The sequence below is a fragment of the Amycolatopsis cihanbeyliensis genome (assembly GCF_006715045.1).
Taxonomy (GTDB): Bacteria; Actinomycetota; Actinomycetes; order Mycobacteriales; family Pseudonocardiaceae; genus Amycolatopsis; species Amycolatopsis cihanbeyliensis.
Genome location: NZ_VFML01000002.1, coordinates 755802 through 772668 on the forward strand (window position 1 = coordinate 755802; position 16867 = coordinate 772668).

Annotated in this window: 11 protein-coding genes; 6 read left to right on the forward strand and 5 right to left on the reverse strand. The window is 71.1% G+C overall.

Going from position 1 to position 16867, the window contains the following annotated elements:
- Nucleotides 1–24 precede the first annotated feature (24 nt).
- Genes FB471_RS32090 through FB471_RS32100 form a run of 4 tightly spaced genes read right to left on the reverse strand, consistent with a single transcriptional unit; the run spans nucleotide 25 to nucleotide 2413 of the window.
- Nucleotides 25–789, reverse strand: a complete 765-nt coding sequence (locus FB471_RS32090) for a lysophospholipid acyltransferase family protein (RefSeq protein ID WP_425457127.1) — start codon at nucleotides 787–789, stop codon at nucleotides 25–27.
- Nucleotides 790–794: 5 nt separating this feature from the next.
- Nucleotides 795–968, reverse strand: a complete 174-nt coding sequence (locus tag FB471_RS34305; protein ID WP_170221071.1) for a hypothetical protein — start codon at nucleotides 966–968, stop codon at nucleotides 795–797.
- 28 nt (nucleotides 969–996) lie between these two features.
- Nucleotides 997–1401 (reverse strand): nitroreductase family deazaflavin-dependent oxidoreductase, encoded by a 405-nt coding sequence (locus tag FB471_RS32095; RefSeq protein WP_142003563.1) that lies wholly within the window; start codon nucleotides 1399–1401, stop codon nucleotides 997–999.
- A 37-nt stretch (nucleotides 1402–1438) separates the two neighbouring features.
- Nucleotides 1439–2413, reverse strand: coding sequence for a threonine ammonia-lyase (locus FB471_RS32100; protein ID WP_142003564.1), 975 nt, complete (start codon nucleotides 2411–2413; stop codon nucleotides 1439–1441).
- A gap of 18 nt (nucleotides 2414–2431) precedes the next feature.
- On the opposite strand from FB471_RS32100, the gene FB471_RS32105 reads away from it, so the two are divergent.
- The 3 genes from FB471_RS32105 (at nucleotide 2432) to FB471_RS32115 (ending at nucleotide 5736) form a co-directional block, all read left to right on the forward strand.
- Nucleotides 2432–2722 carry a hypothetical protein gene (locus FB471_RS32105; protein ID WP_142003565.1) on the forward strand — a complete coding sequence of 97 codons (291 nt, stop codon included), beginning with the start codon at nucleotides 2432–2434 and terminating at the stop codon, nucleotides 2720–2722.
- Between the two features lie 164 nt (nucleotides 2723–2886).
- Nucleotides 2887–3519 (forward strand): TetR/AcrR family transcriptional regulator, encoded by a 633-nt coding sequence (locus tag FB471_RS32110; protein WP_142003566.1) that lies wholly within the window; start codon nucleotides 2887–2889, stop codon nucleotides 3517–3519.
- Between the two features lie 75 nt (nucleotides 3520–3594).
- A complete protein-coding gene (locus tag FB471_RS32115) occupies nucleotides 3595–5736 on the forward strand; it encodes an MMPL family transporter (RefSeq protein ID WP_142003567.1) in 2142 nt (713 codons plus the stop codon).
- On the opposite strand, the gene FB471_RS32120 is transcribed toward FB471_RS32115, so the two are convergent.
- Complete coding sequence (locus tag FB471_RS32120) at nucleotides 5627–7090, reverse strand: MFS transporter (protein WP_142003568.1); 1464 nt, start codon at nucleotides 7088–7090, stop codon at nucleotides 5627–5629. The genes FB471_RS32115 and FB471_RS32120 overlap by 110 nt on opposite strands.
- Before the next feature lie 408 nt (nucleotides 7091–7498).
- On the opposite strand from FB471_RS32120, the gene FB471_RS32125 reads away from it, so the two are divergent.
- From FB471_RS32125 to FB471_RS32135, 3 genes are read left to right on the forward strand one after another with little or no spacing between them, the layout of a single operon-like run.
- Nucleotides 7499–9283 carry a fatty acyl-AMP ligase gene (locus FB471_RS32125; protein ID WP_142003569.1) on the forward strand — a complete coding sequence of 595 codons (1785 nt, stop codon included), beginning with the start codon at nucleotides 7499–7501 and terminating at the stop codon, nucleotides 9281–9283.
- A 5-nt stretch (nucleotides 9284–9288) separates the two neighbouring features.
- Nucleotides 9289–15873 (forward strand): type I polyketide synthase, encoded by a 6585-nt coding sequence (locus FB471_RS32130; RefSeq protein ID WP_142003570.1) that lies wholly within the window; start codon nucleotides 9289–9291, stop codon nucleotides 15871–15873.
- Entirely contained in the window at nucleotides 15870–16745 is an 876-nt protein-coding gene (locus tag FB471_RS32135) for an alpha/beta hydrolase (protein WP_170221072.1), read from the forward strand. Before FB471_RS32130 ends, FB471_RS32135 begins: the two co-directional genes overlap by 4 nt.
- Nucleotides 16746–16867 lie beyond the last annotated feature (122 nt).

The window sequence follows — 16867 nt, forward strand, 5'->3', positions numbered from 1 at the left end:
CGATTATGCCGCTCCGGTGTCCGGTCATGCAGCCGGCGGGTCCTCCACGCGAACCTCGGCCAGCAGGTCGGTCACCGCCGCCATGATGCGCCTGGTCGCCCGCGCCGCGTCGGTGGCGCTCGGGCTCGACCCGGCCAGGTCGGACAGGTCCACCGGCGGGCCGGCGACCAGGTTGACCGTCCGGCGCGGGACGAACCGCGGCAGCTTCCGCCCGGCAGGCAGCACCTCGTGCGTTCCCCAGTTCGCCACCGGGATCACCGGCACACCCGTGTCGAGCGCGATCTTGCCGATGCCCGGCTTGCCTTTGCTCGGCCAGCCATCGTCCCGGGTGGAGAACCCGCCCTCGGGGAAGATCACCACGCACTCCCCCGCACCGAGGGCGGTCACCGCCCCGAGGTAGGCGTCCCGGACGCTGGCCGTGCCGCGATGCACCGGGATGTGCCGCCCCGAGGTCATCACCGCGCGCAGCACCGGCGCCTCCCACAGCTCCGCCTTGGCCAGGTATCGCGGCACCCGCCGCCCGGAAAGGCAGAACAGCGTCATGGTGACCGGATCGGCGAAGGAGAGGTGGTTCGACGCGATCAGCACTCCCCCGCGCTCCGGCAGGTGCTGGGCGCCCCGGATCCGCATCCGGGTGCCCAGCACCAGCAACGGCCAGATCAGGTCGATGGCCAGCCCGAACCAGCGCCCGCGCTCGCGCCGGGGGAACCGTCGCCCCAGCCGAAGCGCCTGGGCGCGGGTCAGCACGATGTCCGTCGAATCGTCGGTGGTGGAAATGTCGACACCCAAGCCCGTCAGCGGTCCGAGTCGGCTTCGACCGGCCACTCGGCAAGGTCCCGGACGATGCGCTGCGCACGCACCAGGCCGGGCAGTTCCGCCGGATCGAGCTCACCGCGCTCCGCCTTGAACTGGGCTTCGGCGAGTTTGGTCAGCAAGCCGACGACATCGACGGAGGACTGTTGTGTCATCGGCCTGTCATCTCCTCGGTACCCGTTACTACCCGCGTTCGAGTACGACCACCGGGATGTCCCGGTCGGTCTTCTCCTGGTACTCATCGTAGGACGGCCACACCTTGACCATCTTCGGCCACAGCTCCGCCTTCTCGGCCGAGCTCGCGGTGCGGGCGCGCGCAGTGAACTTATCCGCCCCCACCTGCACGCCGACCTCGGGGTCGGCCTGCAGGTTCAGGTACCAGCCCGGGTGCGAGTCGGCACCGCTTTTGGAGGCGACGATGACGTAGTCCCCCTCGTGCTCCTGGTAGATCAGCGCGAACTTGCGCGGCTGGCCGGTCTTCCTGCCAGTGGTGGTGAGGATCAGCACCGGGGCGTCGTTCTGCCAGATGTGCCCGACCTCACCGTCGGTCTCCTCGTAGCGGCGTACGTGCTCGTCGCCGAAAAGCATGCGGGTTTCCTTCCTGTAACGGTCTCGTGATCCAAAACTAACCACGGGCAGGGGCGGCGTGCTCGGTGAGCATTTCCACCATCAGGGTGGGATCGACGTTGCCGCCGGAGATCACCGCCGCGGTCCGGCCGGCGGGCAACTCGCCGGCATGGTCCAGGTAGGCCGCCAGCGCCACCGCACCGCTCGGCTCCGCGACCAGCCGTGCCCGGGATGCCAGCGCCGCCATCGCCGACCGGATCTCCCGCTCCCCGACCGTCACCACCCCGTCGAGCACCCGGCTCAGGTGCGCGAAAGTCAGCTCGGAAGGCTGCGAGCGCAGCCCGTCCGCGATCGTCCGGCTACGCCGCTCCACCGGCCAGTCGACCCGCGCACCGGCCGCCAGGCCGTCCCGCGTGTCGGCGGCCAGCTCCGGTTCCACCCCGATCACCTGCACGTCGGGGGACAACGCCTTGATCGCCGTCCCGATTCCCGAGGCCAGCCCACCCCCGCTCACCGGGATCAGCACCACGTCCACATCGGGCAGATCGGCGATGATCTCCAGGCCGGCGGTACCCTGCCCGGCGATCACGTCCTGGTGGTCGAACGGCGGCACCAGCACCGCGCCACGGTCGGCGACCAGCTCGTCGGCGGCGGACTCGCGTTCGGCGATCGGCACCAGCACCACCTCGGCGCCACACTCCCGGGTCCGGTCGATCTTGACCTGCGGGGTCACGTCCGGCATGACGATATGTGCCGGAACGCCGAAATGCCGCGCCGAGTACGCCACCGCCTGGGCGTGGTTGCCGCTGGAATAGGCGACCACGCCTCTCCTACGAGTCCGCTCGTCCAGCCGCGCGATCGCGTTGTGCGCGCCACGCAGCTTGAACGCGCCGATCGGTTGCAGGCTCTCCGGCTTCGCCCAGAGTGGGCGTCCCGGGTCCGCCCAGGGGCACGGCAGCAGCGGTGTGCGGACGACCGCGTCCCGGATCCGCTCGGCGGCGTCCCGGATATCGTTCAGAGTCACCAGATCCACGGAAGCCAGTCTGCCCCAGTGACGGCGACCACGGGTCGCGCGGCCATCGGCGACTACGGTCGGCCCACCCCCGGCCGCTCGAACCGCGGCCAGCCCGGCGACAGCAGATCCGGCCCGTCCGTAGACCACTCCGGCCCGGCGGACACCGGGTACAGCCTGGTCGTACCGCTCCTCGTGCTGCTCCCGCAGTTCCTGAAGGTCCTTCGTGGACGGATGAGCCCGATCGAGCGCCTTGACCCGCCCGGCCCGCGGCGCCGCTGGCGATGCCGGCCGGATGGACTCGCGCCCCGGGAACGGCCGACCGGGTGAAGCCGACGACGGTAGGTACGCGACGGCGACGACTCCCCCGTTCAGCCCGCACACGTACCACCGATCGGCGCACGGCGGCGCGGTAGCACATCCTGAAAGGCGCGGCAAGGCCCCTGGACGGCCGCCGGGCGCCGGCGCTGTGACGCACGTGACAAAATACGCGCATGACCACGGACTCAGCACCGAGATGGCGACGGCTGGAACCTGACGAGCGCCGGGAGCAGATCTTCGCCTGCGCCGCCGAGCTCTTCGGCGAGCGACCGTACGCCGAAGTGTCCACATCGGACATCGCGGCGCGGGCCGGTGTCGCCAGGGGCCTGATCAACCACTACTTCGGCACCAAGCGCGAGCTGTACCTCGCGGTCATCCGGCGGGCGATGACCGTACCGCACTTCGCGGTCGAGTTGCTGCCGGAGGGATCGCTGGAGAAGCGGACGCATGCCGCGGTGGACTGGTTCCTGAACATGGTGACCAAGCAGGGAAAGATGTGGCTGGCGGCCATCGCGCCGGAGGGCATCGGCAGGGACGCCGAGGTGGAGCAGATCCTCGCCGAGGCCGACCGGGAGTCCGCGGACCGGGTACTCGAAGCCGTCGGGATCGCGCCGGACAACAAGCACTGGGACGAGCTGAACGCGCTCATCCGGGCCTACGGCGGCATGGTGAAGGCCGCGGGCCGGGAGTGGCTGGTGCGCGGTGCGCTGAACCGGGACCAGGTGCACGCCCTGCTGAGCAAGTCCCTGCACACCCTCGTCGCCGAGGTCTTCCCTGCCGTACAGAACGAAACGACTCCCCCCTAGGAGTCACTCTTCCGGGCGTCACAACGCGGCGTTGTGTGAGAAAGTTGCCGACGACGCCGGAGATCATGGGAGGACATGGGTGTGTCGCGGTGGCTGTTGCCTGCCCTACTGGTGCTGCTGTGGCTGCTGCTCGGCGGCGCGAGTAGCCCGTTCCTCGGCAAGCTGAGCGAGGTCCAGAGCAACGACCCTGGTTCCTTCCTCCCGGCGACCGCCGAGTCGACCGAGGTGTCCGACCTGCAGGAACAGTTCACGGACAGCAGGCTGATGCCGGCCGTGGTGGTCTTCGAGCGGCCGTCCGGCCTCACCCCGGCCGACACCGAGGCGGTGCGGGTCAAGGCCGCCGAGTTCGCCCGGTCTCCGGGCCTGGTGGGTGAGACCTCATCGCCGATCCCGGCCGAGGACGGCGCCGCGGTTCAGCTGGTGCTGCCACTGTCCGGCGAGGACCCGTACCAGGCCAGCGAGCGTGTCAAGGACATCCGCGCCGACCTCGAGCGGGGGCTGCCGGACGGCCTGCGTGCTTTCGTCACCGGGCCCGGCGGCTACAACGCCGACTTCGCCGAGGTCTTCGGGCATATCGACGGGATGCTGCTGCTGGTGACCGCCTGCGCGGTCGCACTGATCCTGATCATGGTCTACCGCAGCCCGCTACTGCCGATCATCGTGCTGATCTCGGCCGGACTCGCGCTGTGCACCTCCTCGGCCATCATCTACCTGCTCGCCGAGCGGGACCTGCTCATCCTGAACGGTCAGACCCAGGGCATCCTGCTCATCCTGGTGTTCGGTGCGGCGACCGACTACGCGCTGCTGCTGGTGGCCCGTTACCGCGAGGAACTGATGCGTCAACCACGCGTGCTGGACGCGATGCGCACGGCCTGGCGATCCTCCTTCGAGCCGATCCTCGCCTCCGGCGGCACGGTGATCCTCGGCATGCTGTGCATGCTGGTCAGCGAGCTGACCTCGAACCGGAGCCTCGGCCCGGTGGTGTCGATCGGCATCGCGGGCGCGCTGCTGGCCTCGCTCACCTACCTGCCGGCGGCCCTGCTGCTGGTCGGCCGGTCCGCGTTCTGGCCGCAGGACGCCGTACCGCGCAAGCACCGGAAGGTCACCCACGGCATCTTCGACCGGATCGCCGAGCTGGTGCGCAAGCGCTCCCGGTGGACCTGGGTGGTCACCACCGTCGTCCTGCTGGCCGGGGTGGCCTTCGTGCCCTCGCTCCAGGCCAGCGGCACCACCCAGCAGGCGCTCTTCCTCGAGGAGGTCGAGGCCGTCACCGGGCAGGACGTGCTGACCGCGCACTTCCCCGGCGGCACCGGGAGCCCCGCCGTCATCATGGCCACCGAGCAGTCCGCGGGGCAGGTGCTGGACGCCGCGACCGCCGTCGACGGCGTGGCCGAAGCGGTGCCGACCCCGGCCGAGCCGGGCAACCCCGCGGCCGGGCCGAAGACCGTGGACGGCATGGTCGAGATCAACGCGACCCTGCGCGACCCCGCCGACTCGACGGCCGCCGAGCGGACCCTGCGCGAGCTGCGCGAGACCCTGCACGCCCTCCCCGGCGCGCGGGCGAAGGTGGGCGGGCAGACCGCGCAGCAGGTGGACATGCTCGCGGCGGCGACGCACGACCGCAACGCGATCATCCCGATCGTGCTCGTGGTGATCTTCGCCGTACTGGCGCTGCTGCTGCGATCCCTGCTGGTCCCGCTGCTGCTGATGGGCACCGTGGTGCTGTCCTTCGCCGCCACCCTCGGCGTCGGCGCGCTGGTGTTCAACGATCTGCTGAACTTCCCCGGCGCCGACCCGGCCATCCCGCTGTACGCCTTCGTGTTCCTGGTGGCGCTGGGCATCGACTACAACATCTTCCTGATGACCAGGGCAAGGGAGGAGACCGCGCGGCTGGGCACCGAGCGTGGCACGCTCCACGCGCTGAAGGTGACCGGCGGGGTGATCACCTCGGCCGGGGTGGTGCTGGCCGCGACCTTCGCCGCCCTGGCGGTGATCCCGGTGTTGTTCCTGGCCCAGGTCGCCTTCCTGGTCGCCTTCGGTGTGCTGCTGGACACCTTCGTGGTGCGCTCGCTGCTGGTGCCGGCGCTCGCCGTGGACCTGGGGCGGGTTATCTGGTGGCCGAGCCGGCTGGCTCGGGCTCCTCGGGCTCCGGCCGGACGTCCGGTTCCTGAGCCGGACGCGGAAGCCACAACGCCGCTACCGCGCCTACGAGGGTGACCCCGGCGAGGAGCACCATCGCGACTCCCATGGCGTCGGTGAAGCCGAGCCGAGCCACGGCCTGCACGGCGTGCCCCAGCGACCCCTCCACCCCGTCCAGCACCGCGGGCACGGTGCCCTGCGCCACCGCGTCGGTGTCGCGCAGCACCGCGTCGGCCACCGGCTCCGGCAGCCCGGCCTGCTCGATCCGCACCGGAATCGTGCGTAGCACCTGCCAGGACATCATCGTGCCCACCGCCGCGATGCCAAGGACCCCGCCGATCTGGGTCGCCATCTGCTGCAACGCCGAGGCGCTGCCGCTGGACTCCTCCGGGCTGGCGCCGAGGATCGCCTCGGTCGCGGCGATCACGCACAGGCCGGTGCCGAAGCCGACCAGCGCACCGGGCAGCAGCAGATCGACGAAACCGGACGTCGTGCCGAGCCCGGCGAGGCTGAACAGGCCGGCCGCGACGAGCAACAGGCCCGCGGACACCGGCCAGCGTGGGCCGAACCGCTGCGCGAGCAGTCCGCCGAGCGGCGCGGACAGCACCACGACGCAGGTGGGTGGCAGCATCCAGGCGCCGGCCTGAATCGGCGGGAGGCCACGCGCGTTCTGCAGGTACAGGGTGAGCAGGAAGAGCAGGCCGAACACGCCGAAGGAACTGAAGCCGACCAGCGCCGCGCCCAGGGTGACGGCGCGCCTGCGCAGCAGGCCACGCAGCGCGCCCGGAACCCCCTTCGGGGCCCCCTTCGACTCCACCACGGCCCAAAAAGTGAGTCCGATCACAACGGCGGCGACCGGGACGTTCAGCAGGAAGACGGCTTCCCAGCTGAAGCCCTGCACGATCACGCCGCCGATCACCGGACCCAGCCCGATGGCCAGCGCGTTCACCCCGCCCCACACGCCGAGCGGCAGACCGAGCTTCCCGGGCGGGAAGGCGTTGCGCAGCAGGGCGAGCGCCGCCGGCTGCAACAGCGCGCCTGCCAAACCCTGCAGCACCCGGAACAGCACCAGCGCGGTGACCGTACCGGACAGCGCGATCCCGAGCGACGCGAGACCGAAGAGCAGCACGCCGAGCACGAAGGTCCGGCGCCGCCCGATCCGATCGGCAAGCCGGCCCGCGGGCAGCAGCGCGATGGCGAGCGCCACAAGATAGGCGTTCGCGATCAGTTCGAGTTCACCGAGGGTAGCGCCCACCTCGGCGGAGATGTAGGGGGCCGCGATCGTGGTCGCGGTTCCGTCCAAGCCGACCAGCACGCCGCCGAGGACCGTGGCGACCAGGGTCAGCCATGGCCTGCCGCGCGAGGCCCGTTGAAGAACCCCCTGCTCAGGGCCATTTTCCGTGGTGGTCCTGCCGAGCTCGCCGTCTGCCACGTATCCGCCTTCCCTCGCGGGCTACTAGGATGACGCCCCCATGCGCATCGCCTACCGGCACCCCCGGCGCTCGAGCAGCGACGACCCTCGCGTGCTCATCCGCGTCACACCCGACCGCGCAGAGTCAGTACCTCACACGCTATGACATCTATCCAGTGGGTGAAAAACCCCCACCCCTGGCTTGCGCCCCGTTGGCGGTATGGCTACGGTAATGCTCGCTCATCAGCCGATAGCGTGATTTCGCGCTCCACGATCCCCACACTGTCGTGGTGGTTGCCGAATCAACAAATGGAACGCACCAGCTGAGACGAAACACATTCGCAAACAGCGGGCGAAGACGTCCCTGTGTGCTGCGATGGGCAACCTGACAGCCAGCATGCCCTCTAACAACCGTGTAGGTGAATGCATATGTCGTTGGCTGAGCACCCGCCTTCGGACGGCGTGGTCCCCGAGCTGCGACCACTTACGACTTATTTGTTCGATCGTGCGGGCAGTGTTGACCCCGCGTTCACACAACTCGACTACTCCACCGAGCGCACCGGCGTCGAGCACACCATCGGCTGGAACGAGCTCGCCACGAGAGTGCGCGCCACCGCCGCGGCACTGGCCGACGTCACCACTCGCGGCCAGCGGGTGGCCGTATTGGCCAAACAGGACCTGAACTACGTGGTCGGCTTCCTCGGCGCACTGCACGCCGGTACCATTGCCGTCCCGCTGTTCGCGCCCGAGGCCAGCCAGCACGGCGACCGGCTGGTGAACGCGCTCGCCGACTGCACACCCGAGGTCTGGCTGACCGGACACGGCACTGTGGACACGCTGCGTGGGCTCGCCGACGAGGCCCCGGTGCCGATGCCGAAGCAGATCATCGCGGTGGACGCCATCGACGAGAAGATCGGGGACGGTTTCCAGGCGCCTTCGCTGGACCTCGCCGAGCCCGCGTACCTCCAGTACACCTCGGGTTCGACCCGCACGCCGGCCGGCGCGGTGATCACCCACCGCGCGGTGGTCAGCAACACCTGGCAGGGCGGAACGGCATTCCACGTCGACGAGTCCTGGACCTGCGCGGGATGGATCCCGTTCTTCCACGACATGGGGCTGATTCAGCTACTGACCATTCCGGTACTGTTCGGTGCTCACTCCGTGTTCATGTCCCCGTTCGACTTCATCATGCGGCCGGCGCGTTGGCTGCGGCAGATGTCGGGCTACCCGAATGTCTTCGCGGCCGCCCCCAACTTCGCGTTCGAGTACGCCGCACGAAAGGTGAAGGATGCCGACCGGCAAGACCTGGACCTTTCCGGTGTACGTGCGGTGATCAATGGCAGCGAGCCGGTACGGGCCACGACAATCGCCGGTTTCCAGGAGGCATTCGGGCCCTACGGTTTTCCCGCCTCGGCGCACCGGCCATCCTACGGCCTTGCCGAGGCCACGGTGTTCGTCACCAACACCCGGGAGGAGGGCCCCACGGTCACCTCTTTCGACCGTGCCGCGCTCGCCGGCGACCGCGCGGTGCCGGTGCCGCCGGGGACCGAGGGCGCGCTGGAACTGGTGGCCGCGGGCAAACCGCATGCCCAGCTCGTGCGGATCGTCGACCCGCACACGCGCACGGTGCGAGCGGACGGTGCCGTCGGTGAGGTCTGGATCCACGGCCCGAACGTGGCCGACGGCTACTGGCGGCAGTCGGGCGGTGAGATCGCCCAGCGCAGCGAGGACACCTTCGGCGGGTCCCTCGCCGACCCGCCGGAAGGCACCCCGGGCGCGCGCTGGCTGTGCACGGGGGATCTCGGGGTGATCCACGACGGCCTGCTCTACATCACCGGCCGGATCAAGGACCTGATCATCATCGACGGCAAGAACCACTACCCGCAGGACATCGAGGTCACCGTGCAGGAGGCGCACCCGGCGATCCGCCGGGACCACGTCGCGGCCTTCGCGGTCACCACTGAGTCGGGCGAGGAGGGCGCCGCGGTGGTGGCGGAGTACCACGCCCGCAACGGCGAGGACGAGCTCGATCCCGCCGAGGTGACCAAGGCCGTACGCAGGGCGGTTTCCGCCAAGCACGACGTCAAGCTACGCGGGTTCGAGCTGGTCCGGCCGGGGAGTGTGCTGCGCACCTCGAGCGGCAAGATCGCGCGCGCCGCCACCAGGGAGAAGTTCTGGTCCGACAGTAGCGGTACCGGCACTGGGGGTGCGTAACACCGATGAGCGAGCCGGACATCAGCACCGACGAGCTGCGGCGCTGGCTCGTCGAGCACGTCGCCGAGGCGGCCGAGGTCGACGAGGTCGAGATCGACATCCACCTGCCGCTGGACGAGTACGGGCTCTCCTCCCGGGATGCCGTCGCGCTGTCGGGTGCGCTGGAGGAGCTGCTCGACCGCACGCTCCCGACCACCCTGTTGTGGGACCACCCCACCATCGACCGGCTCGCCATCGCACTCACCGGAACGGGGGAGCCGAGCCTGCCGCCGCCGGTGCTGGCCCAGCCGCGACCCGAGGTCGATGCCACGCACGCCACGGACCCCGAGGACGCGATCGCGGTCATCGGGCTCGGCTGCCGGCTGCCCGGCGGGGTACACGGCCCGGAACAGTTCTGGACCTTGCTCACCGAGGGCAAGGACGCGATCACCGAGGTGCCACCGGATCGCTGGGCCGATTTCGGGGACCCGCCGGAAGATGTCACTCGAAAGGGTGGATTCCTGGAGGACATCGCCGGCTTCGACGCGACCTTCTTCGGCATCAGCCCCCGAGAGGCCGCCCGGATGGACCCGCAGCAGCGGATACTGCTCGAGGTCGGCTGGGAGGCGCTGGAGCACGCGGGCATCGCGCCGGGCTCGCTGCGCGGCAGTGACACCGGTGTGTTCGTCGGAATCAGCGGCACCGAGTACGGCGCCCAGTCCCTCGCCGACCTTTCCGGGGTGGACGCCTGGGTGGGCACCGGCGCGGCGCTGAGCATCGCCGCGAACCGGCTGTCCTACGTGCTGGACCTGCGCGGTCCCAGCATGGCCGTGGACACCGCATGCTCCTCCTCGCTGACCTCGATGCACCTCGCCGTGCAGAGCCTGCGCTCGGGAGAGAGTGGGCTCGCCCTTGTCGGTGGCGCCAACCTGCTGCTCGGCCCAGGGATCACCGCGAACTTCGACCAGATGGGGATCAGCTCGGCGGACGGCAGGTGCAAGCCCTTCTCCGCCGACGCGGACGGCATCTGCCGGGCCGAGGGCGCGGGCATGGTCGTGCTCAAGCGGCTGTCCGAGGCGCGCGCCGACGGCGACCGGGTGCTGGCCGTGGTGCGCGGGTGTGCCGCCAACTCCGACGGCCGCTCGAACGGGCTCACCGCGCCGAATCCCGAAGCCCAGCAGGCCTTGCTGCGCGCCGCCTACCGGCAGGCCGGGGTGGCGCCCGCCGAGGTGGACTACGTCGAGGCACACGGCACCGGAACACTGCTCGGCGACCCCATCGAGGCCCGTGCGCTGGGTGCCGTGCTCGGCGCAGACCGGCGGGCCGACCGGCCGCTGCTGATCGGCTCGGTGAAGAGCAACCTCGGGCACCTCGAGGCGGCGGCCGGGATCATCGGCCTGATGAAGGTGGTGCTCGCCCTGCACCACCGGCGAATCCCGGCCAGCGTCAACTACTCGGCGCCGAACCCGCATATCGAGTTCGCCGAGCTCGGGTTGGACGTGGCCGATGCCGCCGCCCCGTGGCCAACGGCGACCGGAGCGCTCGCCGGGGTGTCCGGCTTCGGTTTCGGCGGTTCGAACGCGCACGTGGTGCTACAGCAGGTCCAGGAGGAGCCACGATCGCAGACCGCCCCCGCTCCGGCGCGGCGGCGCTTCCTGCTCGGAGCACCCGACGGGGAACGCCTCGCGACCAAGGCGCGGGAGCTCGCGGGCTGGCTCGCCGGCCCGGAAGGATCCGCCGCGCGGCCCGCGGATCTGCGGCACACCCTCGCGCGCAGGCTGGACGGCCAGTACCGGGCCGCGGTGGTGGCCGGCGCGGGCAGCGAGTTGATCGAAGGGCTGACCGCGCTCGCCGAAGGCGTGGACTCCCCCGCCGCCGTGGCCGGGGTGCGGCCGAGCACGGGCCGCGGGCCGGTGTTCGTGTTCTCCGGGCACGGTTCCCAGTGGGCCGGCATGGGTCGCCGGCTGCTCGCCGAGGAGCCGGTGTTCGCCGAGGCCATCGACCGGCTCGACCCGCTGATCGAGGCGGCGTCGGGCTACTCGCTGCGGGCGGACCTGCGCGCCGGGGTCGAGGCCGGCACGATGGACCACGTCCAGCCGCTGGTGTTCGGCATCCAGGTCGCGCTGGCCGAGCTGTGGCGTTCCTACGGTGTTCGGCCGGCCGCGGTGATCGGCCACTCCTTCGGCGAGGTCTCCGCCGCGGTGGTCGCGGGTGCGATCTCCGAGGCCGACGGCGCGAGGATCGTGGCCCTGCGTTCCCGGTTGCTCGCCTCACTGGCGGGCGACGGTGCGATGGCCCTGCTCGAGGTGGGCGCCGAGGAGGCGGCCGAGCTGGTCTCCGGACTGTCTGATGTGGACGTCGCCGTGCTGTCCGCGCCGAACCAGACGGTCGTGGCCGGGCGCGCCGCCACCGTTCGGCGCCTGGTATCCGATGTGGAGTCACGCGGACTGCTTGGCAAGTTGGTCAAGCTGGATGTCGCCGCGCACTCCCCGATCGTCGATTCGGTCACCGGGACCCTCGCCGAGGGCCTCACCGGCCTGGTGCCGGGACGAGCGGAGGTCGACTTCTACAGCACCGCGTTACCGGACCCGCGCGAGATGCCCTCCTTCGGCCCGAGCTACTGGGCGGCCAACCTGCGCCGGCCGGTCCGGTTCGCCGGTGCGGTGGCCGCCGCGGTCGCCGACGGGTACGGCACCTTCGTCGAGGTGTCGCCGCATCCGGTGCTGCGGCACGCGCTCGCCGACAACGCCGCCCCGCTGGTGTTGTCCACCTTGCGGAACTCGCCGGACGAGACCACGCATTTCCACCGGCAGCTCGCCGAGCTGGAACTGACCGGGCAACACACGGCCACGGAAGCGGGCGGGGGCCTGGTCGACCTGCCCCGCACCTCGTGGCGACACCGGCCGTACTGGCTGCCGCCGGCGACGGGCGCGGCGCCGTCCGGTCAACACCCGCTGCTCGGCCCGCATATCGAGTTGCCGGAGGACACCCGGCACGTCTGGCGTGCGGACCTCGGCACCGCGGCGCAACCCTGGTTGTCCGAGCACGAGTTGGACGGCAGGCCGGTGTTGCCGGGGGCAACCTACGTCGAGCTGGCCTGCGCCGCCGCGCGCACGGTGTTCGACGTCGCCGTGGAACGGGTCACCGTGCGGGGGCTGACCATGCACCAGCCGCTCTCCCTCGCCGAGCACACCCCGGTCACCACCACGCTGGCCCCGGCGGGCACCGATCGTGGCGCGGTCTCCGTGCACACCAAGGCGGCCGACGGCACCTGGCAGTTGCACGCGACGGCCGAGGTGAGTATTGCCGAGGGCACCACGGTGGACGGGTACATCTCCGATGTGGACGATCACGAGTTCAGCTCGTTCCCTGTTGCCGAGCTCTACCGGCGAATGGGCACGATCGGCCTGCACTACGGGCCGGCGCTCACCGGGCTACGCGCGGTACGGGTGAGCCGCAAAGCCTCCGACGGCAGGGTTCGTGCCGTCGCCGAGATCGAGCTGCCGGAGTCGGCGAGCAGGCACCCCGCCCTGCGCCTGCACCCTGCGCTGCTGGACGCGTGCCTGCAGGCCTTCGCGGGCGCGTTGGTCGACCCGCGGGCCGACACGGTGGACGCGGTCTACATGCCGATGGAGTTCGGCAGCGTCCGGGCCTTCGGCGACCTCCGCCGGGGCGCGCTGGTGCACGTTTCGGTGACCGCGCCGGCCGAGCGGGCGGCGGGCCTGCTCGGGGAGTTGCACCTGGTGGACGCCGAGGGCAGGGTGCTGCTCGAGGCCGACGAGGTGTTCCTGCGCCGGATCGGCCGCACCGAGCTCTCCGCGCCGCTGACCGACCGGCTGCTGGAGACGAGCTGGCGGCCGGCCGCGCTGTCCGGTGTGGACTCAAAGCCGGAGAAGCTCCTGCTGCTGCCCGGTTCCGGCACCGAACCGCTCGCCGAAGCGGTCACCGCCCGCGCCGGGTTCGAGGTCCGGCAGGCCGAGCGCGTCGATCCGGACGAGCGGGCCGATTCGGTGGCGTTCCTGCTGCCGCGTGGCGGCGAGGACGGGCTCGGCGCGCTGGCCGACACCGAACGCGTCGTACTGGAGATCTCCGAGGCCGTCCGCATCCTCGCCGAGGGCGGTACGCGCCCGGCACGGCTGTGGCTGGTCACCTCCGGCGCGGCCGCCGTCACCGGCGCCGAGGCAGGACGGCCGGCACAGGCCGCGCTACGCGGGCTGGTCCGGGTGCTCACCTACGAGCACCCCGAGCTGCGGGCGACCCTGGTCGACCTGGACCCCGAGGCCACGGCGGCGGACAACGCGCGCACGCTGCTGGCCGAGCTCGGCGGCGGGATCGAGGACGAGGTGGCCTGGCGCGCCGGGGAACGGCACACGCTCCGGCTGGATCGGGTTCCGTCCGTGTCGCCGGTGCGGGATGCGCCCGTGGCCGCTGCGGACGGCGGTTACGTGCTCACCGGCGGCCTCGGCGGCCTCGGGTTGCTGCTCGCCCACTGGCTCGCCGGGCACGGCGCGGGCAGGGTCGTGCTGAACGGGCGCTCCGAGCCGGGCGCGGCGGCGCGCGAGGAGATCGAGCGGATCCGCGAGCTCGGCACCGAGGTCGCGGTGGTACGCGGGGATATCGCCGAGCCGGGCGTCGCCGAACGCCTGCTCGAGGCCGCGAGTAGGAACGGCAGGCGGCCACGCGGGGTGATCCATGCCGCCGCGGTCTTCGACGACCGCACCACGAGCAGGCTCGACCCGGACACGCTGCACCGCTCGTGGCAGGCCAAGGCCTACGGCGCGTGGCGACTGCACGAGGCCAGCCGGGAGCTGGACCTGGACTGGTGGATCGGGTTCTCCTCGGCCGCCGCCCTGCACGGGCTGCCTGGCCAGCCCGCCTACGCCACCGCGAATGCTTACCTGGACGCGCTCGCCGCGCTGCGCAGGGCTGAAGGGCTGCCGGGCTGCACGGTGTCCTGGGGGACCTGGGCCGAGGTCGGCGCGGCCGCGGGGCTGGAGGTCCCGTGGCTGCACGCGATCGACCCGGCCGAAGGGCTCGCCGCGCTGGAGGCGGTGCTGGCGGCCGAGCGGGTCGGTACCGGCGCCCTGCGGCTGAACACGCCGAAGCTGGTCGAGGCCTTCCCGCACCTGGTGGAGTCGCCGTTCTTCGGCGAGTTGCTCGCGGGCGAGGCCCAGGCCTCCCCGGACGGGGACTCCGCATCCGCTGCCGACTGGGCCGGCCTGGCCACCCTGCGAACGCTCGAACCGGCCACGGCGCGGGCGATGGCCTCCACCCAGCTACGGGCCAGGATCGCCTCGGTGCTCGGTTTCCAGCCGGACAAACTGGACCCGGCCACGCCACTGGCCGCGCTCGGCGTGGACTCGCTGCTGGCCGTGCGCATCCGCAACGCCGTGCAGCACGACTTCGAGCTGGCGCTGCCGGTGTCACTGATGCTGCGTGGGGCGTGCGCGGCCGAGGTCGAGGAATGGCTGTTCGGTGAGCTGGGCATCGAGGACGCGGCCGCCCCCGCTCGGACGGCGGAGCCGGCACTCGTCCCGCCGCGAGACGCCGCGGAGCGGTTGGTCGCCAGCGCGTGGGGGGAGGTGCTCGGCATCGACGTCGGCGTGACACAGGACTTCTACGGCATCGGCGGCAACCGGCAGAAGGCCGAGGAGGTCACCGCGCTGCTGGTCGAGCGAAGCGGGCGGGAGCTGACCATCTCGGAGCTGTTCGAGCACCCGACGGTCGAGCGGATCGCCCAGCATCTGCGCGAGGACGAACCCGCGGGCGGCTCGCCGGTGCGGGTGCTGCGCGAGCATGGCGACCGGACGCCACTGTTCCTGTTCCACCCGGGCGGCGGGGACACGGCCGTGTATCACCAGCTCGTACACCTGCTGGACACCGAGATGCCGGTATACGGTTTCGACCGGATCGACGGAGTCGCCAGCGTCGAGGATCGGGTGACGCACTACCTGCCCGAGCTGCGGGCGATCCAGCCCCACGGGCCGTACCGCGTCGCCGGGTGGTCGTTCGGTGGGTTCCTCGCCTACGAGATGGCGCAGCAGTTGCGCCGGGCAGGCGAGGAGGTCGAGTTGCTCGCGATGATCGACTCGATCCTGCCGTTGCCCAACGACACCGGGCTGACCGAGGTGGAACTGCTGGAGAAGCGGTTCGAGCGGTTCGAGGAGTTCCTCGAGACGAGCTACGGCCGGCGGGTGTCGTTGCCGTACGAGCGGCTGGCCCGGCTCGACGATGAGGGCCAGGTACAGCTGCTGATCGACACCATGCTGGCCGAGGGCATCGTGAACAGTGCGGTGAGTGACGCGATCCTGCACCACCAGCGCACCTCCTTCCTGGACGCGCGCTCGCTCGAACACTATGTACCGGCGCGTTACCCGGGCAGGGTGACTTTCTTCAGTGCCGCGGACCTGGTGCCGGGAGGATTGCGCGACCAGCGGTTCGACCGCACCGATCCGGCCCGCGGCTGGGACGCCGTATGCCCGGACATCGAGGTGATCAGCGTTCCGGGACACCACCTCTCGCTGCTCGATCCGCCCAATGTGGACCTGATCGGGAAGCACCTGGACCACCTGCTGGCCAAGGTCGAGCAGGCCGTGCGGAGTGCCGGATGAGCGAACTGACCGTGCTCGAGGACGGTACGTCGTCGGCAGGCAAGGTCCGCGAGCTACGGTTGTTCTCTCCCGCCGTGGGCAGGGAGGTCGGAGTCACCCTGCTCACCCCGCCGGGTTGGGAGCCGGGCGGGCATCGCGGCCATCCGGTGCTGTACCTGCTGCACGGTTCCTCGGACGACCACCACAGCCTGGTACGGCACACCGAGGTCGCGCGGCTGGCCGAGCGCGGCAACATGCTGGTGGTGATCCCGGAGGCGGGCAGGCTGGGGTTCTACACCGACTGGCAGGTACCCGACCGCCTCGGCACCGTGCCCCGCTGGGAAACGTTCCACCTCGGCGAGTTGCTGCCGCTGCTGGAGCGCGAGTACGGCGCCGGTGAGGTACGGATGGCCGCGGGACTGTCCATGGGCGGGTACGGCGCGCTGCGGTACGGAATGCGGCATCCCGGCATGTTCCGCGCCGTGGCCTCGTTGAGCGGATTGATGCACCTGACCCGCCGCGGGATGGCAGCGCTGCTGGGCCTGCTGTCCCTGCGCGAGGGCATGCGCCCCGGCCGGGTCTGGGGCCCACGACGCCGGTGTCCCGAAGCCTGGGCCGCCAACGATCCGTTCGTGCGTGCGGACGCGTTGGCCTCGACCCCGGTGTACCTGGCGGCCGGCGACGGCAGCAGGCTGCCAGGTGACCAGTTCGTCGCCGGGATGGGCCTGGTTGAGCGGTATTCCCGGGCGATGACCGAGGATCTGGCCGAACGCCTGCATGCCATGGGCACGCGGGTAACCACTCGGTACACCACCGGCATCCACTTCTGGCCCACCTGGCGACGCATGATCGAGGACTTCTGGCCGTACGCCCAGGACGTACTGCGCGACTGAGCCACAGCGCCGTTCCTCAGAAGGTGGGATGAGGGGTTCGGGTGGACTCTGGTGGATGTCCCCGTGGGGGTGGTGATGGTGGTGGACACCCCGTCCTCCTGGTGCACCAGGTCCAGCGACCG